At 61.7% G+C, this 23730-nt stretch carries 21 protein-coding genes; 5 read left to right on the top strand and 16 right to left on the bottom strand.

Annotated features, from left to right (window positions below; genetic code table 11):
- Positions 1-106: 106 nt before the first annotated feature.
- Positions 107-3985, bottom strand: a complete 3879-nt coding sequence (locus tag ISP15_RS03755) for a YhdP family protein (protein ID WP_404545238.1) — start codon at positions 3983-3985, stop codon at positions 107-109.
- A gap of 45 nt (positions 3986-4030) precedes the next feature.
- Entirely contained in the window at positions 4031-5542 is a 1512-nt protein-coding gene (gene rng / locus ISP15_RS03760) for a ribonuclease G (RefSeq protein ID WP_404545240.1), read from the bottom strand.
- A 142-nt stretch (positions 5543-5684) separates the two neighbouring features.
- Between rng and ISP15_RS03765 the strand changes: the two genes are divergently transcribed.
- The 3 genes from ISP15_RS03765 to ISP15_RS03775 all read left to right on the top strand — a co-directional run bounded on the left by ISP15_RS03765 (position 5685) and on the right by ISP15_RS03775 (position 10826).
- Positions 5685-6218: a mismatch-specific DNA-glycosylase gene (locus ISP15_RS03765; protein ID WP_404545241.1), complete on the top strand. Its 534-nt coding sequence runs from the start codon at positions 5685-5687 to the stop codon at positions 6216-6218.
- A gap of 233 nt (positions 6219-6451) precedes the next feature.
- A complete protein-coding gene (locus ISP15_RS03770; RefSeq protein ID WP_404545243.1) occupies positions 6452-9634 on the top strand; it encodes an efflux RND transporter permease subunit in 3183 nt (1060 codons plus the stop codon).
- 10 nt (positions 9635-9644) lie between these two features.
- Entirely contained in the window at positions 9645-10826 is a 1182-nt protein-coding gene (locus ISP15_RS03775; protein WP_404545245.1) for an efflux RND transporter periplasmic adaptor subunit, read from the top strand.
- A 2-nt stretch (positions 10827-10828) separates the two neighbouring features.
- Here ISP15_RS03775 and ISP15_RS03780 read toward each other — a convergent pair whose 3' ends face one another.
- Positions 10829-12121: a cytochrome c gene (locus tag ISP15_RS03780; RefSeq protein WP_404545248.1), complete on the bottom strand. Its 1293-nt coding sequence runs from the start codon at positions 12119-12121 to the stop codon at positions 10829-10831.
- Positions 12118-12807 carry a c-type cytochrome gene (locus tag ISP15_RS03785; RefSeq protein ID WP_404545250.1) on the bottom strand — a complete coding sequence of 230 codons (690 nt, stop codon included), beginning with the start codon at positions 12805-12807 and terminating at the stop codon, positions 12118-12120. The genes ISP15_RS03780 and ISP15_RS03785 overlap by 4 nt, the downstream gene beginning before the upstream one ends.
- 150 nt (positions 12808-12957) lie before the next feature.
- On the opposite strand from ISP15_RS03785, the gene ISP15_RS03790 reads away from it, so the two are divergent.
- Both ISP15_RS03790 and bla read left to right on the top strand, forming a co-directional pair.
- A complete protein-coding gene (locus ISP15_RS03790; RefSeq protein WP_404545253.1) occupies positions 12958-14571 on the top strand; it encodes an amidase in 1614 nt (537 codons plus the stop codon).
- 85 nt (positions 14572-14656) lie between these two features.
- Positions 14657-15556, top strand: a complete 900-nt coding sequence (gene bla, locus ISP15_RS03795) for a subclass B3 metallo-beta-lactamase (RefSeq protein ID WP_404545256.1) — start codon at positions 14657-14659, stop codon at positions 15554-15556.
- A gap of 15 nt (positions 15557-15571) precedes the next feature.
- On the opposite strand, the gene ISP15_RS03800 is transcribed toward bla, so the two are convergent.
- The 12 genes from ISP15_RS03800 to rplR all read right to left on the bottom strand — a co-directional run bounded on the left by ISP15_RS03800 (position 15572) and on the right by rplR (position 23717).
- On the bottom strand, positions 15572-16936 hold the full coding sequence (locus ISP15_RS03800; RefSeq protein ID WP_404545258.1) for a class II 3-deoxy-7-phosphoheptulonate synthase: 1365 nt from the start codon (positions 16934-16936) through the stop codon (positions 15572-15574).
- Positions 16933-17445, bottom strand: a complete 513-nt coding sequence (locus ISP15_RS03805; RefSeq protein ID WP_404545357.1) for a disulfide bond formation protein B — start codon at positions 17443-17445, stop codon at positions 16933-16935. The genes ISP15_RS03800 and ISP15_RS03805 overlap by 4 nt, the downstream gene beginning before the upstream one ends.
- Positions 17446-17600: 155 nt before the next feature.
- Positions 17601-17984: a 50S ribosomal protein L17 gene (rplQ, locus tag ISP15_RS03810; RefSeq protein ID WP_404545261.1), complete on the bottom strand. Its 384-nt coding sequence runs from the start codon at positions 17982-17984 to the stop codon at positions 17601-17603.
- A gap of 244 nt (positions 17985-18228) precedes the next feature.
- A complete protein-coding gene (locus ISP15_RS03815) occupies positions 18229-19227 on the bottom strand; it encodes a DNA-directed RNA polymerase subunit alpha (RefSeq protein WP_404545263.1) in 999 nt (332 codons plus the stop codon).
- Between the two features lie 16 nt (positions 19228-19243).
- Positions 19244-19870, bottom strand: coding sequence for a 30S ribosomal protein S4 (rpsD, locus tag ISP15_RS03820; protein WP_404545267.1), 627 nt, complete (start codon positions 19868-19870; stop codon positions 19244-19246).
- 11 nt (positions 19871-19881) lie between these two features.
- On the bottom strand, positions 19882-20268 hold the full coding sequence (gene rpsK, locus ISP15_RS03825) for a 30S ribosomal protein S11 (protein ID WP_115477094.1): 387 nt from the start codon (positions 20266-20268) through the stop codon (positions 19882-19884).
- 33 nt (positions 20269-20301) lie between these two features.
- Complete coding sequence (gene rpsM / locus ISP15_RS03830; protein ID WP_204632059.1) at positions 20302-20658, bottom strand: 30S ribosomal protein S13; 357 nt, start codon at positions 20656-20658, stop codon at positions 20302-20304.
- A gap of 121 nt (positions 20659-20779) precedes the next feature.
- The gene (secY, locus tag ISP15_RS03835; protein ID WP_404545270.1) at positions 20780-22102 is read right to left on the bottom strand and encodes a preprotein translocase subunit SecY; all 1323 of its coding nucleotides are present in this window, start codon (positions 22100-22102) and stop codon (positions 20780-20782) included.
- Positions 22103-22108: 6 nt separating this feature from the next.
- Complete coding sequence (gene rplO, locus ISP15_RS03840; protein ID WP_404545272.1) at positions 22109-22540, bottom strand: 50S ribosomal protein L15; 432 nt, start codon at positions 22538-22540, stop codon at positions 22109-22111.
- A 5-nt stretch (positions 22541-22545) separates the two neighbouring features.
- Complete coding sequence (gene rpmD, locus ISP15_RS03845) at positions 22546-22734, bottom strand: 50S ribosomal protein L30 (protein ID WP_404545275.1); 189 nt, start codon at positions 22732-22734, stop codon at positions 22546-22548.
- Positions 22727-23236, bottom strand: a complete 510-nt coding sequence (rpsE, locus tag ISP15_RS03850) for a 30S ribosomal protein S5 (protein WP_115477099.1) — start codon at positions 23234-23236, stop codon at positions 22727-22729. Before rpsE ends, rpmD begins: the two co-directional genes overlap by 8 nt.
- 127 nt (positions 23237-23363) lie before the next feature.
- Positions 23364-23717 (bottom strand): 50S ribosomal protein L18, encoded by a 354-nt coding sequence (gene rplR / locus ISP15_RS03855; RefSeq protein ID WP_404545278.1) that lies wholly within the window; start codon positions 23715-23717, stop codon positions 23364-23366.
- Between the last annotated feature and the right edge of the window lie 13 nt (positions 23718-23730).

Genomic DNA, 23730 nt, shown 5'->3' on the forward strand with positions numbered 1-23730 from the left:
ATTTGGGGTCTGGTCAGCCAGTTTAAAACCCATGCGGACGTGGTCGATGTTGCGTGCCGGAGGGATTTCATCACGTATCCGCATCAGTTAACCCAATGGATCCGGCTTAGTGCTCCGCAGAGGAAGCCGGCGCTGGCGCAGATACGGCGGGTGCCGGCTGGCCCGTCGATGATGTGCCGGCCGGCGATGCCTGGGCCGATGCGCCGACCGAGGTGAACACGGGCTTATCCCAGCTGCCAGTGATGCGGTAGCGCTGGATGGCGACGTGGTTCAGCCCCCGACCCAGCACGGTCTGCACGGCCAGGCCCGCCGCCGCGCCGATCGGACCGCCCACCACCGCACCCACCACCGGCAAGCCGTTACCGATGTGTGGAATCATGATCATCTGCTGGTCGTAATCTTTCTTGCGCAACCCGGTGCGGCCGGTGATGCTGATTTCCGCGGCGGGCCCGTGGATTTTCAAATCGTTGGTGAAGGCATTGCCATCGCTCAGCTTGAAGTCGCCCTTGATCGAATCGAAGGCGAAGCCCTTGCCGAAAACGTCGTTGAAGTTGAACGAAAGCCGCCGCGGCAATTCCGCGATCGAGGCCAATCCAAAAAGACGCCCGACGCCCGGCGATGCTTTCGGGATACTGCCGTTGCTGACATCTACACCCAGCGTGCCGTCCATATTGCCCAACTCGAATGCCCACGGACCGCCGGGCCAGGTGGCATCGAGCTGTGCGTGCGTCTTGCCGCCCTCGAAAATGCCCTGATAGCCGAATGCGGTAAGCATCTCGCCAAGGTTGTTCGCGCCGAAGTCCACGCGCAGGTGTGTGCTGCTGTCGGCGGGCGTCCCGTTCCAGTCGCCACTCCCATTGATCTGCACGCTCTTCGATTGCGTCGACAGTTCATCGATATGCATGCCATGCGCAGTCGGCCAGGTTTCGAGCCGCGCCACGCCCAGCCTGGCCTCGTTCAGGCGCAGGTCGTGCACCCAGATATGCAGGGGCGGCATGCTGGAAGGGTCCATGCCGGTGTTGGCGGGATCGACCACAGGCGCCGGCACCGGCGTCGCGCCCGGCTGCGTGGCCGGGACGGTGGGCTGTTTAGGCCAGTACATGCGTTGCAGTCGCGCGGTGATGCCGCGTTTGGCCAGCCCTGTGGTCGGCACACTGAAGTGGCCGGCCGCGAGGGCGCTGTCCACGTCGAGCTCGAGCGTATCGGCCTTTGGCGCAGCGGCGATATGCATCTGCGCGAAGTCACGGCCAAACATTTCCGCATGCTCGGTGCTAACGTCGATGGTCTCCAGGCTCAGTCCGTTGCCGCCGGCACTGCCGCCAATCGACTGCTTCACCCAGCCGGTCACATCCAGTTCCGGCGCATCGCCGCGGATGCGCATGCCTTTGTCCGGAAGGCTGTCGGGCATCTGGTCACCGAACGCGAACGTCGCCGCCAGCGGAGATTGATCGCCTGCCGGCAACCGCAGCTGCCCACGCATGACCGAGCCCAACGCCACTTGCAGGGTGCTGCCGGCGGTCGGCACGCCCAGCGTGACATGCAACGGCATCGTGCTGTCGGCGGCTTTGTTCAAAGGCACTGGGAAATCGAGCGCCACGCCGGACAGCGGCGAATCGATGCTGAGTGATTGGACATCCGGACCACCGTTGCTGGCATGTGCGATCCGGTAGCCGATAGTGAAGGGGCCGCGGCCGCTAGCGACATCACCCAGCCATGCCAGTTGCGGATAACCCCGCAGCAACTCGGGCACGGTGTAATTGCCACCGAGCGATGCCGACATCACTGTGCCCGGATCGCCGGTGGCAGCGCCGATCGCAAGGTCGAGCTGCGAAGGCTCGCCACGAAATCCACCCGTCAACGGGCCAGCGTGAAACCCGTGCGCGTCGAAGGTGGCCGGGCCGCCGAGCTTGTCCAGTTGCAGGTTCCAGTCCGGAGCGCTGAGGTCGACATCCTTCAACTGCGCAGTGCCGTCGAGCAGGAAATCATGCATGGCGTTCATCGGCAATGACAGATGGAAGTCGAAACTGCCGCTGCCGCCGAGCTGGAGCCTGGAAAGCACATCCGCATGTTCGCGCGCGATCGGACTGTTGCCGACAAAGTTGAGCAAGTCGGCCGCGTTGCCGCCACCCTCGACATTGAGGTCGAGCATGGTATGCGCGAGTTCCGGAATGACGGCCACGGCCTTGTTTACCTTCACCCCCAGCGAATCGCCGCTGCTGGCCTCCACCAGCATGCCCATGTCGATGAAGTTGGCGACGGCCTGCACGTGCTCGGCCGCCGGCCAGCTCTTGGCGTAGTCGAGGGTGAGGTCGCTGATAGCCGCGCGCGCTTCGAAGCGTCCCTCGTTGTGATGGAACGGCCAGTCGGCGAGACTGCCGCGCACCAGCACCGAAGCATCGTCGATCTTGCCCGAAACCAGCGCCTGATCCAGCCAGGCGATGGCCGAAGGCGGCATCGAGTCTTTCGGCCAGAACAGCTTGGCGGCGGTGATATCCGCATGCGTCAGGGCGACGTAGAGATCCAGGAACGGCCGGCCTTCGGTATGCGGAAACGCGATCTCGCCCTGCGCATTGCCGCCGTAGCCATCGCCCTCGAAATCCAGGTCGGCGATGCCGACATGCAAGGCATCGTCGTCCTGCCAGAACGCGAGCTGGCCGCCCAACTGGCTCAACACGAATGGGTTGCGGAAGGTGTGCGGAAAGTCGATCGCGGAAGCCTGCGCAGGCAACTCCAGGGAAAAGGCCTCGGCATCGCCGCGCACTTCGCCGTGCAGGTGGTCCACGCCTGGCAGCTTGCCTACGGAGGCGATACCGAGATCGTCGAATGCAGCATCCAGCGACTGCAATCCCGACGTCGCGCCCCAGCGGATGGCCGCATGTTGCACTTGCCCGTGCGGCTGTCCGGTGCCCAGCCATTGTGCGAGACCTGGCGAAAGGCCCGGTTTCAAACCAAGCCACGGCAGCAACGGCGCCAGCTGCAGATGATCGGCCACCATATCGAGCGTTGCCTGGGGCGTGCCGAATTGGTCCAGTTTCGCACGTAGCACGCCGCCATCCTGGCCCACCCAGCGTACCGCATAGCCGTTATCGAGGCGGCTGAGTTCCGCAACGCCGCTCCACGCTGACGTACCCGCCCTGATGCCCGAGGGACTGGTGATCGATAAATCGTGCACATCGAACTGGAACAGATCTCGCACGATCTTGCCGTGCCGCCAATCCATCCACGCGGCCAGGTTACCGGTTCCGCTATCCACCGTGTAACCACCCAGGTCCGTGCCGGCAAGCATGCCGTGCAGGTCCGCGTGCTGCGTCGCGAACCAGAATTGTCCGCTGGCGCCGTCGTCACGGAAGCGGCCTGCTGCTTGCAGCTCGCCGGTCGCTCCGAGCCGATGCAGGCGTGCACCGAGGCGTATATGGTTGCCTTGGTGTGTCAGCCGCAATGGGTCAGCGAGCAAGGTGTAGTGCTCGCCCAGGCGCTGGTCATTGATATCCACGCGCAAGTCGTCCAGCCACAGCTCGACGGATAGACGGCCGAACGAAACATTCTGGCGTTCGGTACCACCGGCCACGCCGATGCCGTTGATATGCCAGCTGCCATCGGCGTCGCGGCTGAGGTCCAGCTCCAGGTTGCGTGCCTGCAGGTTCAGCAGGTGCCGGGAGGGAAACAGCCAGCCGCCGAAATCCAGTTTCAGATCCAGCTCCGGAACGTGCAGCGGGCTTCCGCCGGCAGGCGGCGCAACGGTAACGCCGCGCATGATGAAGCGGGGACCGGAAGCCTCCCAGCGACCCTGCAGCGAAGCGAAGCTGACCTGGCGCTGCAATGTGTTGCTGAGTTCTCTGGCAACCCATTGGGGATGTTTCGCCAGCAACGGCAGTAGCACTTGCGCGAGCGCCGCGACGATGGCGAGCGCGATGACCAGCACACCCGCTGTCCAGCCCAGCGCGCGCGCGATGCGGTGCACCCAGGTTGACCACCACGCGCTCACCAGCGACCTGCGGCGGACTTGACGCGATACTCGATCAGCGTTTCCTTAAAGCAAGACAACATCGAACTGTTCCTGCGAATAATGTTCCTCGGCCTGGAAGCGTATGCTTTTGGAGATGAACTCCTCCAATTCGGCGACGGCGCTGGACTCCTCTTCGAGGATGCGGCCGACAACCTTCGAACTGGCCATCACCAGCAGCTTCTGCGCATTGAATTGACGCACGGCACGGGTGATCTCACGGAAAATCTCGTAGGTCACCGTCTCGGCGGTTTTCACCGTGCCGCGTCCCATGCACGCCGGGCACGGTTCGCATAGCTGGCGTTCGAGGCTCTCGGTGGTGCGCTTGCGCGTCATTTCCACCAGGCCGAGCTGGGACATCGGATAAACCGTGGTCTTGGCATGATCGCGGGCCAATCCTTTTTCGAGCATGCGGATGACTTGCCGCTTGTGCTCTTCATCGGTCATGTCGATGAAGTCGATGATGATGATGCCGCCGAGGTTGCGCAGCCGCAGTTGGCGCGCCGCCGCCTGCGCGGCCTCCAGGTTGGTGCGGTAAACGGTTTCCTCCAGGTTGCGTGTACCGAGATAGCCGCCGGTATTGACGTCGATGGTGGTCATCGCCTCGGTCTGGTCGACGATCAGGTAGCCGCCGGATTTCAGCGGGACTTCCTTGCGCAGCGCACGCTGGATTTCGTCCTCCACGCCATACAGATCGAAGATCGGGCGCTCGCCGGCGTAATGCTCCACGCGATCATCCAGGCTCGGCATGAATTTGTGCACGAACTTGACGACCTTCTCGAAGGTTTCGCGCGAATCGACGCGCACCTTCTCGATATCGTCGTTGAGCAGGTCGCGGAGCGCGCGCAACGGCAGCGAAAGTTCTTCGTAGACGCGCTCGCCGACTTTCGCCTTCGCAATATTTTCCTGCACTACGCGCCAGACCTTGCCCAGATAGGTAACGTCGAAGGCGAGTGAATCGGCCGACTGCCCTTCGGCATTGGTGCGCACGATATAGCCGAGCCTGGGGTTACCGGGCATGTCCTCGCCGATCAGTGGCGTGAGCACGTCCTTCAGGCGCTGCCGTTCGTTGTCGTCCTCGATCCGCGTGGAGATACCCAGCGTGCGTGCGTGCGGCAGCAGCACCAGGTAACGGGAAGGTATCGAAAGATGGGTGGAAAGCCGGGCGCCCTTGGTACCGATCGGATCCTTCACTACCTGCACCACGATTTCCTGGCCCTCATGCACCAGTTCGCTGATCGACGGTATCTGCCCGTTGCCGTTGCCGTTGCCGTTGCCAGGCGCATGCACCTCGGCGCCCTCGGGCAGCGGCGGGCGCACGATATCCGAAGCATGCAGGAACGCGGCGCGTTCCAGGCCGACATCCACGAACACCGCCTGCATGCCCGGCATCACCCGCTGGACACGCCCCTTGTAGACATTGCCGACATAACCTCGCCGGGATGCCCGCTCGACATGCAGTTCTTGCAGCATGCCGTTTTCCACCACGCCGACCCGGGTCTCGCGCGGGGTCACATTGATCAGGATTTCTTCGCTCACCGATTTCCCCGAAGTTTGGGGGATGCTCGACTACAGGCCAGGGCATCCCAATGCCGTTCTTTATAGCGGCTGCATGTGAGACCTGTCGATGCGCGAGCGCACGGACTCCGTGCTGTACTGCTGCGTTCGGTAAAATAGTGGTATGTGTTCTGCCAAACTCCCGACCCAAGCCATACCGGGAAGCCCCGCGCCCGTCCTGCCCGACGTACTTCGTGCAGGCCTGCGGCTGGTGTTTTGTGGCACGGCCGCGGGCAAGCGCTCGGCCGCGGAGGGCGCCTACTACGCCCATCCCGGCAATATGTTCTGGCGCGCGCTCTTCCAGGCGGGACTCACTCCACGATTGCTCGCCCCACCGGAATATCCATTGCTGCCTGGCTTCGGCATTGGCCTCACCGACCTGGCCAAGCGCCATGCCGGCAACGATAACGAGCTGCCGCAAGACGCCTTCGACGTACCCGCGCTCCTTGCCAAGCTCCAGACATACACGCCCCGCGTGCTGGCGTTCACCAGCAAGCACGCGGCACGTGTCGTCTTGGGTGCAGGCATCGGCTATGGCCTGCAAGAACAGCTATGCGGCGAGACGCGGCTGTTCGTATTGCCATCGCCATCCGGACAAGCACGCGGACATTGGCAACTCGCACCATGGATGGCGCTGGCCGCATACCTGCGCGAATAAAAAAAACACAGGCAAGCTCGCAGACTATTTCAGCAAGAGACCCATCGAGAAGAGCTCCGTCGAGACAGCTTGCGATCGGTCAATACAAAAACGCAATTACATGCGGAAAAACGCATTGCCTCTGGCATATGGTTGCCGGCACGAAAATTGTCTAGGCTACTATCTTCCCGACTACCTCTATGCCAGCCTGTGTCGTGCTGCCCGCCTGACCGGCTGCCGGAAAAATCATCGGTATGTGGATTGTCAAAATCGCGCTTGAGCGACCGCTCACCTTCATCGTTCTGGCGTTGCTGCTCCTTATCCTCGGCCCCCTGGCGATTCTTCGTACACCGGTCGACATTTTCCCGAACATCGACATCCCGGTCGTGTCCGTGGTGTGGCAGTACACCGGGCTGCCCGCCCAGGACATGAACAACCGCATCGTGACCGGCTTCGAGCGCTCGCTCACCACCACGGTCAATGACGTCGAGCACACCGAAACGCAGTCGCTTAACGGCGTCGGCCTGGTGAAGGTGTTTTTCCAGCCTAACGTAAAGATCGACATGGCCGTCGCGCAGGTGACGGCCATCGCGCAGACGGTGCTCAAGCAAATGCCGCAAGGTGCGACGCCGCCGTTGATACTCGTTTACAACGCCTCGACCGTGCCGGTGCTGCAGTTCGCGCTGTCGTCGAGAGAATTATCGGAAACCACCATTTTCGATGACGCCAATCAGATCGTGCGCACGTTCGTGACCTCCGTGCGCGGCGCGGCGACGCCCTATCCCTATGGCGGCAAGCAGCGCCAGGTGCAAGTCGATATTAACCCGCAGGCACTGCTGGCGCATGGCCTGTCGCCCAGCAGCGTGGTTACCGCGATCGGCAATCAGAACCTGATCCTGCCCGCCGGCACCGAGAAAATCGGCGACACCGAATACAGCGTAACGTTGAATGGCAGCCCGCAGCAGATCGAGGAGTTGAACAACGCGCCCATCCGCACCGTCAACGGCATTACCACCTACATCCGCGACGTGGCGCACGTGCACGATGGTTCCCCGCCGCAGACCAACATCGTTCGCGTGAACGGCCAGCGGGCGGTGTTGATGTCGATCCTGAAGATCGGCGACGCCTCCACACTGGATATCGTGGACAGCCTGCAAGGCATGCTGCCGGCGATCCGCGCCGCGATTCCGAAGAACCTGCAGATCTATTCGCTCTCCGATCAATCGCTGTTCGTGCGCGCGGCCATTTCCGGCGTGATTCGCGAAGGCGTGATCGCCGCCGGCCTCACCGGCCTGATGATCCTGCTGTTCCTGGGCTCCTGGCGTTCGACGCTGATCATCGCGATCTCCATTCCGCTCTCCATTCTCGCTTCGATCATTGCGCTGTCGGCGCTGGGCGAAACGATCAACATCATGACACTGGGCGGCCTGGCGCTGGCCGTAGGTATTCTGGTCGACGACGCCACGGTGACGATCGAGAACATCAATTCGCACCTGGAGGAAGGCAAGGAGGTCTATGACGCGATCATGGAAGGTGCGCACCAGATCGCCGTGCCCGCCTTCGTGTCGACATTGTCGATCTGTATCGTATTCGTGCCGATCTTCTTTCTCGGCGGCGTCGCCAAGTATCTGTTCGCGCCGCTGGCCGAAGCGGTCGTGTTTGCGATGATGGCGTCCTATGTGCTGTCGCGAACGCTGGTTCCCACGCTGTCGCTGTACTGGCTGAAAAAGCACGATCACGATGCCAAGCCGAGCGGCATGCTGGGCCATTTCCAGCAGGGATTCGAGCATCGCTTTGAGCGTATCCGCGAGGGTTACCGCGGCGCGCTGGAGACCACCGAGCGTCATCGCGGCCTGTTTGCGATCCTGTTTTTCGCCGCTTGCGCGCTGTCGGTGGGGTTGCTGGTGCCCTGGCTTGGGCGCGACTTTTTCCCCGACGTGGACGGCGGCCAGATCAAGCTGCATTTCCGCGCGCCGACCGGTTTGCGCATCGAGGAAACCGCACGCCTGGCAGATGGCATCGAGGGCGTGATCCGGCAAACCATTCCGCAGAAGGAGCTGACCAGCATCGTCGATACGCTGGGCCTGCCCTATAGCGGCATCAATCTCTCGTACAGCAACACCGGCGTGATCGGCACGTCGGACGGCGACATTTTTGTCACGCTGAATGAAGACCACCATCCGACCATCAATTATGTCCGCAGCCTGCGCGCGCAGCTGAAACAGAAATATCCTGGCGTGGTGTTCTCGTTCCTGCCCGCGGATATCGTCGGGCAGATCCTCAATTTCGGCGCGCCGGCACCGATCGATGTGCAGGTCTCCAGCCACGATCCCAATGCTTCGGCGAAGATTGCCAAGGAACTTTACGGCGATCTGCTGCATGTGCCCGGGCTTGTCGATCTGCGCATCCAACAGGCGCTCAACCTGCCGCAGATCAACGTCAATATCGATCGCACGCGCGCAAGCCTGGTGGGACTGACTACCGAAGACGTGGCGAGCAACCTGCTCACCGCGCTGGCCGGCTCGTCGCAGGTCAATCCCACCTACTGGGTGGATCCGAAAACCGGCATCAGCTATACCGTCGCCACGCAGGCGCCGCAGTACCGCATCGACACGCTGCAGGAATTGAAGAATCTTCCTATTACCAGTACCGCCAGCACGCCGGCCGGCAGCAGTTCGTCCGGCGGTTCGGTGAGCCAGACATTGCAGAACCTGGCAAGCTTCGCGCGCAACGATGGCCCCGCCGTGGTAACGCACTACAGCACGCGCCCCACCATGGATCTGTATGCGTCGGTGGACCAAACCGACCTGGGCAGTGTGGCCCGCGACGTACAGCGCATCGTGGACGCGCATTCGAAGCATCTGCCACGTGACGTCAATATCGACGTGCGTGGCCAGGTGCAGACCATGCAAGCTTCCTACAAGGGCCTGATCGGTGGACTCGCCTTCGCGATCGTGCTGGTCTACCTGCTGATCGTGGTGAACTTCCAGAGCTGGCTGGATCCGCTGATCGTCATCGCCGCGCTGCCTGCGGCCCTGGCCGGGCTGGTATGGATGTTGTTCCTTACCGGGACGCCCTTGTCGGTGCCTGCACTGATGGGCGCGATCATGTGCATGGGCGTGGCGACCGCCAACTCCATCCTGGTGATCAGCTTTGCGCGCGAGCGGCTGGAGCACCATGACGATCCGGTCAAAGCTGCGATCGAGGCAGGATTCCAACGTTTTCGTCCCGTCTTGATGACGGCCCTGGCGATGATCATCGGCATGGTGCCGATGGCGCTGGGACTTGGCGAAGGTGGCGAGCAGAACGCGCCACTCGGCCGCGCAGTGATCGGTGGCTTGCTGCTGGCAACTGCGGCAACCCTCTTCTTCGTACCGACTTTCTTCAGTCTGCTGCACCGGCGCCGCAAGGCACGCCGCGATGCGGCTGCAGCGTGAGATATCGAACATGTCCAGTGCCAACACTCCGCAGCCATCTCACAAACCCTCGCGCGGCGCGCGACTTGTCCTTATCGGCCTGGGCGTCGTACTGGTCGCGCTGGCGATATTCGGCATCATCCGGCGCGTGCACGCCAGGCACGAACTGACCGATCAAACCAATCGCGATGCGATCGCCACAGTCGCCGTCATGTCACCCAAGGCGGCGCCGGAAGATCAGGCGCTGACGCTGCCCGGCACGGTGGCTTCCTGGCAGGATGCGCAGATCTACGCGCGCACCACCGGTTATGTGGCCAAGTGGTATGTCGACATCGGCGCAAAGGTGAAGAAAGGCCAGCGATTGGCCGAACTGGACACGCCCGACGTCGACAACCAGCTGCTGCAAGGCAAGGCGCAGATGCGCACCGACCAGGCAAACGAGAACTTTGCCAAGGTCACCGCCGATCGCTACGAGACATTGGTGAAGCAGGGCCTGGTAGCCACCCAGACGGGCGATCAATACGTGGCGCAGTACAAGGCCGATGTCGCCACGGTCGCCGCCGATGCCGCCAACGTGGCGCACCTGCAGAACCTGGAAGATTTCAAGCACATCATTGCGCCGTTCGATGGCGTCATCACACAACGCAATCTCGATGTCGGTGCGCTGGTCGACGCCGGCTCCTCCGGCAGCAATTTGTTCGTCATCGCCGATACCAGCAAGCTGCGCGTGTATGTGGATGTGCCGGAAACCTATGCCGCCAGCGTGCATTTCGGCATGCCCGCGGATGTGGGCCTCAATACCTACGGTGCCAAGCCGATTACCGGTGCGGTGGCGCGCACGGCAGATGCGCTCGATTCGAACACGCGCACGCTGCGCACGGAAATCGATGTCGACAATACTAGCCAGGTACTGGTGCCTGGCGTATATGCCAACGTCAAGCTCAAGGTTTCCACCACCACGCGCAATTTCATCGTGCCCGCCAATACGCTGCTGTTCCGCAGCGAAGGATTGCGCATTGCCCTGGTCGATCCACGGCAACACATTCACCTGCAGCCGGTAACCCTGGGCCGCGATTTCGGCAGCACGGTGGAGGTTACCCAGGGCTTGAACGAACAGGATCGTATCGTGCTCAGCCCACCTGACTCATTGTACGAAGGCCAGCAAGTAAACATCGCCAAGCAGGGCAAGCCGGCGCAGAACGCTTCGCGCTGAGATCAGTCGATCGGTGTGTGCCGGTACTTGATCACGTCGCGTTCTTGTACCGTTGACGCATGATTGGACCATGCCTGGCGGATATAGCTGACAACGGCCGCCACATCCGCGTCATCCAGTTGCTGCGCGTAAGGCGGCATGGAATACGGACGCGGGTTAGCTTGGGTGAGGGGAGCAAATCCACCCAGCAATACCGCGCGTGTCGCGTTGATGCCGGTCGGCTCTACCACCGACACGTTGCCATCCAACGGCGGATAGACACCCGCCACGCCCAGGCCATCCTTGCCATGGCATGCTGCACAGCGTTGTGCATAGATTGCGCCGCCGCGACTGGTCAACGAATCGCTATCGAGGGTTGAATGCGAGGATGCCGGCAAGCTCCGCGCCGGCAAGGATTGCAGGTACACGGCGATGGCGTGCAGATCCTCGTCATCCAGGTATTGGGTGCTGGTCGCCACGACATCGGCCATGGGCCCGAATGCCGCGCCTTTCGGGGACTGGCCGGTCTTGAGCAGATCCATGATGTCCTGCTGGTTCCATCCCTGCAGGCCGCCATGCGCCTGGGTACTCAAATCAGGCGCATACCATTCCTGCGCAGGTATCTCGCCCCCTGATAACGGCGTGGCGGTAGCGATTTGACCCCACGCGCCACGAGGGGCATGGCATTCGTTGCAGTGTCCCAGCCCCTGCACCAGATAAGCACCGCGATTCCACGCCATGGATTGTGCCCGGTCCGGCTGATACAAGCCGGGCTTGAAATAAAATGCCCGCCATACGGCGAGCGCACTGCGCACGTTATAGGGAGAGCGCAATCCGGAGGCTGCGGAAGGCCGCCGCACCGGCGGCAAGGAACGCAGGTAGGCGAATATAGCCAGCGCGTCATCTCGCGTGACTTTGGTGAAAGAGGTATACGAGAACGCCGGATACAGCGGCTCCCCTTCGCGTCCAATACCCTCATGCAGGGCTCGCCAGAAATCGTCGAAACGCCATCGGCCGAGCCCGGTGTCGGCGTCAGGAGTGATGTTCGGTGCAGGGACACTGCCGAACGGCGTGGGAAGTGAACGCCCACCTGCATAGGCCTGTCCGCCTTGCGCGGTATGGCATGACGCGCAATCGCCCAGTGTGGCGAGATAGCGTCCCCTGGCAATGACCGCCGGGTCTTTCAGCTTCGCCGCCAAGGCGGAATCTTCAGGCAGCACCGGCAACGGTCGGTTGCGACCAGCCAAACACCACCAACCGGCCAGCACGATCATTGCGCATAGCGCCAGGCGCCATAACATGCGTGGATTTTTCATGCGCCGCCTTCCTGGCCCACGAGAACGCCGCAACGCAGCGGCGGAGTGATCGAAGCGGCCGGCTGCGCATGCATGTCCGGCGACACCGCGTGGCTTGCCAGCCATGCGGAAACGGCGGTGATGTCGGCAGGCGCAAGCCGGTCGGCAATCTCGGCCATGCAATCGGGCGCGGCGGAAGCACGGGTACGGGTCCGCCATGAGCCCAATTGCGAACTGATGTAATCGTAGGGGAGCCCGAGCAGACCGGGGACGGATGGCTCGGTACCGGCAAGCTGCTGGCCGTGACAGGCTTGGCACGGCGGCACCTTGCGCGCGGGATCGCCCTCCGTCACCAGCTGCTCGCCGCGGCTCAGTAAGGAAGGCGCGAGATCGGGCGCGGGCACACGCTGGTAAGGCACCTGCTGCGCGGAGAAATAGACGGCGATCTCGCGCATATAGGCGGGGCTCAACTGGCGCACGGTGTATTCCATCGGCGCGTACTTGCGCAGGCCGCGCTGGAAATTCTGTAACTGCAGCGCGAGGTAGCCGGCCGGCTTGCCGGCCAGTCGCGGAAAGAAGCCGCTGCCGGCGGAACCTTCGCCATGCATGCCATGACAGGCGGTACAGGCGGCAATACGTTGCAGCAACGTATCGGGTACCGATGGCGGTCCAGCCTGGACAAAAGTGCTCCATGCCAGCGGAAGCATCCATCGCATCGCCCATAGGCAAAGCTGGACCGGCTTGACAGTTGTCGTCATGCGCAGAGTATAGGTGCGCCGCCCGCGCCCGCTGTGGCGCCTTCGGCCACGCTGCGTCATCGTGTCACAGCTCATTACAGGGTCCCTCTGGAGGTTGCCATGATTCGTCCGTCGCTGTTATGCGCCGCGCTTGCGCTCGTCGTGTCCATCGCCCCAGCGGTGGCGCAGGAAGATGATGCCGTGACGTGGCAGAGGATCGCCCAACTGGAGCAGCGCATGGATGCCGGCAAACTCAGCAGCAAAAGGTTGGTAGCGGAAGATATCGCTCGCATCAAGCAATTGGACCAGGCCGGCCCGACCCTGCGTTCCGTGCTGGAAGTGAATCCAGACGCTCTGAACATTGCCGCGCAGCTCGATGCGAAGCGCACGTCGTCGCACGGTCCGCTGTATGGCATCCCGGTGTTGCTGAAAGACAATATCGACACCGGCGATCGCATGTTGACCACCGCCGGCTCGCTTGCGCTGGCGGATGCCCCGGCGCCCGACGATGCTGCCCTGGTGACGCGGCTGCGCCAGTCCGGCGCGGTCATCCTGGGCAAAGCCAATCTAAGCGAATGGGCGGACTTCCGGTCCAGCCATGCCAGCAGCGGCTGGACCGGCCGTGGCGGGCAGACGCGCAATCCATACGCCCTGGATCGCAATCCCTGCGGCTCGAGTTCCGGTTCCGCCGTCGCCGTTGCGGCGGGGCTTGTTCCGGTGGCGGTCGGTACGGAAACCGATGGCTCGATCATCTGTCCGGCCTCGATGAACGGCATCGTCGGCATCAAGCCTACGCTGGGTTTGGTCAGCCGCACCGGCATCATTCCGATCAGCCACAACCAGGACACGGCCGGGCCGATGGCGCGCGACGTGGCCGACGCCGCTACCTTGCTGACCGCCATGGCCGGCAGCGATCCGCACGACCCCGCCACTGCCGAAGCAGACAAACACGCCACTGACTACACGCGCTTTCTCGATCCCCATGGATTGCGCGGCAAGCGCATTGGCGTGGTGCGCCAGCTCGCCGGCAACGAACCCAATGCCGACCGCGTGCTCGATGAGGCGATCGCCGCCATGAAAGCGCAAGGCGCGATCATCGTGGATCCGGTAACGCTGCCGCACCTGGCTGACCTTGGCGACGCGGAAATGACCGTGATGCTGTACGACTTCAAGCACGATATCAACGCCTATCTCGCCGCGCGTGCCGGACTGCACGTGAAGACGCTGGCCGACCTGATTGCGTTCAATCAACGCGAAGCCGCCCGGGAAATGCCCTGGTTCGGCCAGGACCTGTTCGAGCAGGCCCAGAGCAAAGGGCCGTTAACGGATAAGGCTTATCAGGATGCGCTGGCCAAGGCGAAAGAGTTCTCCGGCCCGCAAGGTATCGACGCGGCGCTGCAGGCTAATCATCTGGACGCCTTGTTGGCGCCTTCCTGGGGTCCGGCATACCTGACTGATCTGGTGCTTGGCGACCACGTTGTCAGTGGCAATCCGACCATCGGCGGTGCGTCACAGCCTGCCGCTGTCGCCGGTTATCCCTCGATCACTGTGCCCGCCGGATGGGCTCACCAGTTGCCGGTAGGCATCGTGTTCTTCGGCACCAAGTGGAGCGAGCCGACCCTGATTTCCATTGCCTACGGTTTCGAACAGCACACGCACGCCTGGCAGGCACCGAAATTTCTGGCCACGGTAGATGGCAAGTCCTATGCGCCCGTGCCAGCCGGGCGCCATTGAACCGCCATGCCGCAAGCCGGAGCGCGTCCGCTGTGTTCACATCGACGCGATAAGGTCCATTCACTCTCGTCGCTTTGGAACACCGATGAAAACGTGGACTGCTCTATGCATGAGTGCGTTACTGTTCGCAGGCGCGCACAACGACGCTGCCGCTGCAGCGTCAGCTGCCGATCCGTACTCCCGTGAAACATGGACGCAGGCGCAAAAGCCGTTTCGCATCTATGGCAATACGTATTACGTCGGATCGCATGGGCTGGGCGCGATCCTTGTCACTTCGCCACAAGGTCACGTACTGATCGACAGCACCTTGCCCGAAAACGTAGCGATGATCGAGGCGAACGTCCGCGCCTTGGGCTTTCGCGTCCGGGATATCAAGCTGATCCTCAATACCCATACCCATCCGGATCACGCCGGAGGCATTGCCGAACTGGCACATGACAGTGGTGCGCAGGTCGCCGCCAGCGCGAAATCGGCCAAGGCATTGCGCCTTGGCGGCGACGATCCCGATGACCCGCAACATGGCCTGGCGAAACCCTATGCGAAAGTGACCGACGTTCGCATCGTGACCGATGGCGAAGTCGTCACGATGGGGCCGTTGCGCTTGCAAATGCATGCCATGCCGGGGCATACGCCGGGCAGCACGGGTTGGACCTGGCGCTCCTGCGAGGGACAGCGGTGCCTGTCCATGGTGTACGCGGACAGTCTCTCGTTGCTGAGCAACAGTCACTACCGTTATGCCGACCCGGCTCACCCGGAACGGCTCTTGGATTTTCGCCATACACTCGCGGTACTGCGGGCGTTGCCGTGCGATGTGCTGATGACGCCCCATCCGCCCGCCAGTTTCTTCGACAAGGCTGCGCTCATAGCGCCCGGCAAGCCAAACCCATGGGTCGATCCACAGGCGTGCAAGGCGTATGCCGCACAGGGGCAGATCAATCTGGAACAGCGTGTGCACATGGATGCCGACTCGCACGCCGCTCGGTGAGTTCGATGCGGAGGATTACCCCATGCGGCCGGATTTGCGCACGATCAGCATCGCCAATTCCAGCGATTGTTCGTAATTGAGGCGTGGATCCACCATCGACTTGTAGGCACGCTGCAAGTCACCCTCGCTCAAATCGCGCGCACCGCCCATGCACTCGGTGACATCTTCACCGGTCAGTTCCAAATGCACGCCTCCGAGCTTGGTGCCGGCGGCGGCATGGATGTCGAACGCTTGGTCGAGCTCGCTACGGATATTGTCGAAGCGGCGCGTCTTATAGCCGTTCGAGGTGCTTTCGGTATTGCCGTGCATGGGATCGGCTACCCACAACACACGCCGCCCCTCTTGCTGCACCGCCTTGAGCAACGGTGGCAGGGCCGTGGCGATCTGCGCCTGGCCCATGCGATGGATCAGGGTGAGGCGCCCAGGTTCATCCGCGGGGTTCAAGGCTTCGATCAAGGGCAGGAGTTGCTCGGGTGTCACCGAGGGGCCGACTTTCACCGCGATCGGATTGCGGATGCCCCGGAAATATTCCACATGCGCGCCATCCAGCGCTGCGGTGCGCATGCCGATCCACGGGAAATGCGTGGACAGATTGAACCAGCCGGGATGCCGTGGCACCTGCCGCGTCAAGGCTTGTTCGTAATGCAGCAGCAATGCTTCGTGGGAGGTGAAGAAGTCCACTCGGGTGAAGCCAGCGATGGGGCCGGCCAGCGTCTCCATGAAGCGCAGCGAATCGCCGATGCCCGCCACCATGCGGCGGTATTCGGTTGCCAGTGGCGAATGCTCTACCCAGGCCAGATCCCAGTATTCGGGATGATGCAGATCCGCGAAACCGCCATCGATCAACGCGCGCACGAAATTCATCGTCAACGCGGAATGGGCGTGCGCGCGAATCAGGCGCTGCGGATCGGCGCGACGCGCTTCAGCCGTAAATTCGGGGCTATTGATGACGTCGCCGCGGAAACTCGGCAACGTGACACCATCGCGCGTCTCGGTATCGGTCGAGCGCGGCTTGGCATATTGACCGGCAAAGCGGCCGACACGCAATACGGGCTGCTTGAGGCCATGAACCAATACCAGGCTCATCTGCAGCAGCACTTTCAAACGATTTGAAATAATGGGGCTGTTGCAATCGGCGAAGCTTTCCGCGCAGTCGCCTCCCTGCAATAGAAAACGCTTCCCTTCCTGGGCTTCCGCCAGCGCCTGCTTGAGCGCAAGCACCTCCCAAGATGTCACCAAGGGCGGCAATTGCGACAATTCGGCGATCGCATGGCCAAGTTCTGCCGCATCCTCATAGTGAGGCTGCTGCAGGGCAACGCGCTGTTGCCAGGACGTCGGTGTCCAGTTCAAACGTTCCATCGTATGTACATCCTGATTCATAAGCGCAATCTCGGCGTGGTACGTCGTAGCGTGGCCAGGATCGCCCACACCGACAAAAGAACGAACCACAGCAGGCTCCAGAACGGCATCGGCAAGCCCAGGATAGGCTGCACCTTGGCGCACTCGCCCGAGCCGGTAAAGACCATTTTTAGCGCTTTAGCGAAAGGAAATGCGTCAAACATATACGCGAGATTCGGCCCACAGGCCGGGATCTGGTCCGCCGGCAGCGACTGAATCCACAGGTGGCGCCCAGCCACGGCTATTCCGAACAAAGCCCCTAGCAAGACCCATCCGGTATAGAACCAGCGGCCATTTGCACGCGGCGCATGGATCGCGCCCGCCAGGAAGAAGACGGCCATGAACATGAATCCTATGCGCTGGAAGATGCACAGCGGGCACGGTTCCATACCGAGCTGATATTCGGCATAGAGCGCGAAACCCAGCAAGGCTATACAGATCAGGAAACCTGCAAGGAAGCTGACACGGTAGTTCCAGCGGAACGGGTTCATGACGGCACGGTTGAGCTGGGGACGGGACGACGACATTACCCGCTCTCCATCACGCTGTCAGCAGGCCATTGCCGCCATGCGCAAAACGAACGAACCCCGGCCAGGTAACCGGCCGGGGTCGCGCATTTGGACATCCAAACAAATGCTGGACGAAATTATTCGGCGTCGACGGCTTCGGTCCGCGGGCGATCCACCAGCTCGACATACGCCATCGGCGCATTGTCGCCGGGGCGGAAGCCACACTTGAGGATACGCAGATAGCCGCCGGGACGCTCGCGGTAGCGGGGCCCCAGCTCGACGAACAGCTTGCCTACGGCCTGTTTGTCGCGCAGGCGCGCGAAAGCAAGGCGGCGGTTGGCAACGCCATCGGTCTTGGCCAGCGTGATCAGCGGCTCGGCAACACGGCGCAACTCCTTGGCCTTCGGCAAGGTCGTGCGGATCAACTCGTGCTTGATCAACGATGCAGCCATATTCTTGAACATCGCTTCGCGATGGCTGCTTGTACGGTTGAGCTTACGCCCGGATTTCATATGACGCATGAGGAGACTCTCTTGTCTGTTGTTATGAAAGACGGTCCTATGGACGGCCTTCCGCGGATTACCCGCTATCGAAGCCCTTGGAGAAACGGGCTCTTATTAAGAGTGCGGCCATGGCTGGCTGCTATTGGCATCCAACCTACGCATCAACGATGCGTGAGTTGCTACACAACTATTACGGCGATCAATCGGATCGCACCAATTAAAACTGCCGCCGTAGTCTGCCTGACTACGGCGGCTTGGCAGATCAACCCAGCTGCATGCCGTGCGAAAGGCCCGGCGGCGGCCAGTTTTCAAGCTTCATGCCCAAGGCGAGACCACGGACACCCAGGACGTCCTTGATCTCCGTGAGCGACTTCTTGCCAAGGTTCGGCGTCTTAAGCAGTTCCACTTCGGTCTTCTGGACCAGATCACCGATGTAGTAAATGCTCTCGGCCTTCAGACAGTTTGCCGAACGCACAGTGAGTTCCAGATCGTCGATCGGACGGAGCAGCAGCGGATCGAAACCGCCCTTTTCCGCCTTGTCGGTAGCACTCTCGCGGCGCGAGAAGTCACCGAACACCGACAGCTGGTCATTAAGGATTTCCGCGGCCTTGCGTACCGCATCTTCCGCACCGATGGTGCCGTTGGTCTCGATATCCAACACCAGCTTATCGAGGTTGGTACGCTGCTCGACACGCGCGGCTTCCACTTCATAGGCCACGCGCAGGACCGGCGCAAACGACGCATCGAGCTGCAGGCGGCCGATCGGACGCGCCTCGTCATCGGGATGCTGCCGCGAACTGGCCGGCTGGTAGCCGACGCCGCGACGCACCTTCAGACGCATGTTCAGTGCGATGTCCTTGGTCAGGTGGCAGATCACATGTTCCGGATTGATGATCTCCACCGTGTGGTCGACGGTGATATCACCGGCCGTGACCACCCCCTTGCCTTTCTTGGCCAGGGTAAGGGTAACTTCATCCCCGGTATGCTGACGAATAGCCACTTCCTTGAGATTCAGAAGGACTTCGATCACGTCCTCCTGCAAACCTTCCAGGGTGGTGTACTCGTGCAGCACGCCATCGATTTCAACCTCGACAATAGCACTGCCGGGAATTGAGGAAAGCAGCACGCGACGCAGCGCATTGCCCAGGGTATGACCAAAACCACGCTCGAGCGGCTCCACCACGACCTTGGCGCGATTCGGTCCGAGCTGCTCGACGCTGAGGCCGCGAGGCCGCAGCACGCTAGTTGACGAAACTGCCATGCAGGGCTCCGGTTGATTACTTCGAATAAAGCTCGACGATCAACGCTTCGTTGATGTCGGTCGGCAGATCCGCACGATCCGGCACCGACTTGAACGTGCCGGCGAACTTCTTGCTATCCACTTCCACCCACTGCGGGCGCAGATCCATTGTGTCGAATACAGTACTGGCTTCCTGCACGCGAAGCTGGGTACGCGCACGCTCGGTCAGTGCAATCTCGTCACCCGGACGAACCTGGTAGGACGGGATGTTGACTTTCTTGCCATTGACCAGAATGGCCTTGTGCGCGACCAGCTGACGAGCCTGTGCGCGGGTAACCGCGAAACCCATGCGGTAGACGACATTGTCCAGACGGCTTTCGAGCAGGCGCAACAGGTTCTCACCAGTGTTGCCCTTAAGGGTCGACGCCTTGGTGTAGTAATTGCTGAACTGACGCTCGAGCACGCCGTAAATACGCTTGACCTTCTGCTTTTCGCGCAGCTGGACAGCATAATCGGACATGCGCATGCGCTTGTTGGCGCCATGCTGGCCGGGTTTGTTCTCCAGTTTGCACTTGGAGTCGATGGCGCGCGCCGGGCTCTTCAGGCTCAAGTCCGAACCTTCACGACGCGCGAGTTTGCAGGTAGCTCCACGATAACGTGCCATGGTTATGCTCCTTAGACGCGACGTTTCTTGGGGGGACGGCAGCCGTTGTGCGGAATCGGCGTGACATCGATGATGTTCAGAACCTTGTAGCCGAGGGCGTTCAGGGAACGCACCGCTGACTCGCGGCCCGGGCCTGGGCCCTTGATACGCACTTCCACCGTCTTGACACCGTAATCGCCTGCAGCGCGGCCAGCCTTCTCGGCGGCAACCTGGGCGGCGAACGGGGTCGACTTGCGCGAACCACGGAAACCCGCGCCGCCAGCGGTCGCCCACGACAGGGCATTACCCTGGCGGTCGGTGATGGTGACGATGGTGTTATTGAAGGATGCCTGCACGTGGGCCACCGCATCGGTGACAACACGCTTGACTTTCTTCTTGGTCTTGACTGGCTTTGCCATGTTCGGAATCCAAATCTCTCAGGTAGCGATCAATTACTTCTTGATCGCGCGACGCGGACCCTTGCGGGTGCGTGCGTTGGTGCGCGTGCGCTGGCCGCGCACCGGCAGGCCACGGCGGTGACGCAGACCGCGGTAGCAACCCAGGTCCATCAAACGCTTGATGGCCATGCCGACTTCACGGCGCAGGTCGCCTTCCACGACGTATTTGGCGATTTCGTGGCGGATCTTCTCCACCTCGCCTTCGCTCAACGATTTGATGGGCGTGGTGGGAACCACACCTGCGTCCGCACAGACCTTCTTGGCCCGGCTGCGGCCGATGCCATAGATGCTCTGCAGGCCAACCCAGACGTGCTTCTGGACCGGCAAATTGACACCCGCAATGCGCGCCATGATGTACTTTCTCCGATGCTTTCTCGCGCGGTAAACGCGCAATTCTAACCTTAATCAAACTGTCAGGAAAGTCCTGCGGCACCCAGTGCCGCCTCTTTCCACCCGGAACCGACCTGCCGCCTCAGCCGCGGCGCAGATTGGCTTTTTTCAGCAAACCTTCGTACTGGTGGCTGACCAGGTGCGCCTGCACCTGAGCGGTGAAATCCATCACCACCACCACCACGATCAGCAGCGACGTGCCGCCAAAGTAGAACGGGACATGCCAGGCGTTCTGCATGAACGTAGGCACCAGGCAGACCAGCACGAGGTAGAGGGCACCCACGCCGGTCAGCCGGGTCATTACGGAATCGATGTACTCAGCCGTCGAGCGACCCGGACGAATGCCCGGAATGAGCGCCCCGGACCGCTTGAGGTTGTCGGCCGTGTCCTGCGAGTTGAAGACGATCGCCGTATAGAAGAAGGCGAAAGTAATCACCAGTATTGCGTAAATAATGTCATAGAGCGGTTCGCCGGGCGTCAGCACCTGAACCACGTCTTGCAACCAACGCGACTGATGACTGGCATTGCCCCAGGTGGCCGCCATCGCCGGGAACATCAGGATACTGTTCGCGAAGATAGGCGGAATCACGCCTGCCATATTGATCTTGAGCGGCAGATGCGAGGTCTGGTTCATGTAGGAACGCTGCGCACCGGACCGCCGCGCATAGTTCACTGTAATGCGCCGCTGCGCACGCTCCATGAACACCACGAACGCCGTGACTGCCAATACCAGCGCGATCACCATGACCAGCTTGATCGTACTGAGTTCGCCGTTGCTCGACATGGATAGCGTATGCGCCACCGCGGTAGGCAAGCCCGCCACGATGCCCGCGAAGATCAGCAACGAAATGCCGTTGCCAATGCCACGCTCAGTCATCTGTTCGCCCAGCCACATAAGGAACATGGAGCCGGCCGTCAAGCCCACGACAGAGGACAGCACGAACCCGAAGCCCGGCATGTAGACCACCGGCATCCCGCCACTGGACTGCTTCGTCAGAGCCATGGCGATACCGAATGCCTGGAAGGCCGAAAGCCCAACCGTGCCAATCCGGGTATACGTCGTCAGCTGACGCTGACCAGCCTGTCCTTCCTTACGCAGCGCCTGCAGGCTGGGAATGACCGAGCCCATCATCTGCACCACGATCGAGGCCGAAATGTACGGCACTACGCCCAGCGCAAATACTGAAAAACGTCCCAGGGAACCACCGGAGAACATGTTGAACATGTCCAGCAGCCCGCCACTCTGGCCGATCAGGTTGGCCATCGCGTCCGGGTTTACGCCCGGAACCGGAATGAATGAGCCGAGGCGGTACACGATCAGCGCACCGATCACGAAGAAGATGCGCTGACGCAGCTCGGTCAACTTACCGAGCGATCCGACCGAAGTGCCCTTGGCTGCGGCCACGTGTGATTACTCCACGCTGCCGCCGGCTGCCTCGATGGCAGCCTTCGCGCCAGCGGTTGCCAGCAGGCCCGACAGCTTCACGGCGCGGCCGATCTCGCCCTTGGCGACGACTTTCACCTTCTTCGCCCGACTATCGATCAGGCCCGCCTGGTGCAGCACGACTGCGTCGATCACTTCCGCCTTGAGGTTAGCCAGCTGGTACAGGAATACTTCCTGGCTCTCGACCTTTTTCAGGGAACGGAAGCCGACCTTCGGCAACCGGCGCTGCAGCGGCATCTGGCCGCCTTCGAAACCGAATTTATGGGTGCCACCGGCGCGGGCATGCTGACCCTTATGGCCGCGGCCAGCGGTCTTGCCCAGGCCCGAACCGATACCGCGGCCCACACGCAGGCGCGTCTTGCGCGAACCGGCTGCCGGCTTGATGTCATTCAGACGCATGATGCTTACTCCTCAACCCGCACGAGGTAATAGACCGTGTTGATCAAGCCGCGCACTTGCGGGCTATCTTTCAATTCACGGACGTCGTTGAGCTTGTTCAAGCCGAGCGCCTTGACGCTCAGGCGATGACGGTTCTGCACGCCACGCAGGCCTTTCACCAGGCGAACGCGCACGGTCTTATCGTTATTAGCCATTGCCCAGCACCTCTTCCACGGTCTTACCGCGCTTGGCAGCAATCTGCTTCGGCGAGGCAACGGCCTGCAGGCCCTTGATGGTGGCGCGTACCAGATTGATCGGGTTACGCGAACCAACAGCCTTGGCCAAAACGTTCTTCACACCGACTACTTCCAGCACAGCGCGCATGGCGCCGCCAGCGATCACGCCAGTACCTTCGGAAGCCGGCTGCATGAACACGCGAGCCGCACCGTGGTTGGCCTTGATGGCGTACCACAGGGTTCCGTTATTCAGATCGATGCTCACCATGTTGCGACGGGCGCGTTCCATGGCCTTGGAGATGGCAACCGGCACTTCGCGCGCCTTGCCGTAACCGAAGCCAACCTTGCCTTCGCCGTCACCGACCACGGTCAGTGCGGTGAAGCTCATCTGGCGGCCACCCTTGACGGTCTTAGCCACGCGGTTGACGGCGATCAGCTTTTCGAGCAGGCCGTCGGAATTTTCGCGATCAGTAGAAGACATATCTTTTCCGTATGCCCGGACCATCCGGGACTTTTACTTGCGGCTTTGCCGCTTGGAGTTGTTTTTCTTCCTGTTGAGGGTGCGGCCGCGAATGGCCGCCCTCCCGCGCAGGAACGCGCATCAATGCTTAGAACTTAAGGCCTGCTTCACGAGCGGCATCGGCCAGTGCCTTGATGCGACCGTGATAGCGAAAACCGGAACGATCGAACGCAACGGCCTCGATACCCGCCGCCTTGGCGCGCTCGGCGATTGCCTTGCCCACCGCAGCAGCAGCCGTAAGGTTCTTGGTGCCCTTCAAGCCTTCAGCGACCGACTTCTGTACGGTCGACGCGGCGGCCACGACCTTTTCACCGGAAGCATCGAACACCTGGGCGTACAAATGCTGACCAGTGCGATGCACCGATAGGCGTGCCACTGCCAGCTTGCGGATATGGGCACGAGTGGACTTGGCGCGACGCAGACGGGATTCATTCTTGTTCATAGTCAATTTCCTT

It is taken from the genome of Dyella jejuensis (genome assembly GCF_044904675.1).
Lineage (GTDB): Bacteria > Pseudomonadota > Gammaproteobacteria > Xanthomonadales > Rhodanobacteraceae > Dyella_B > Dyella_B jejuensis.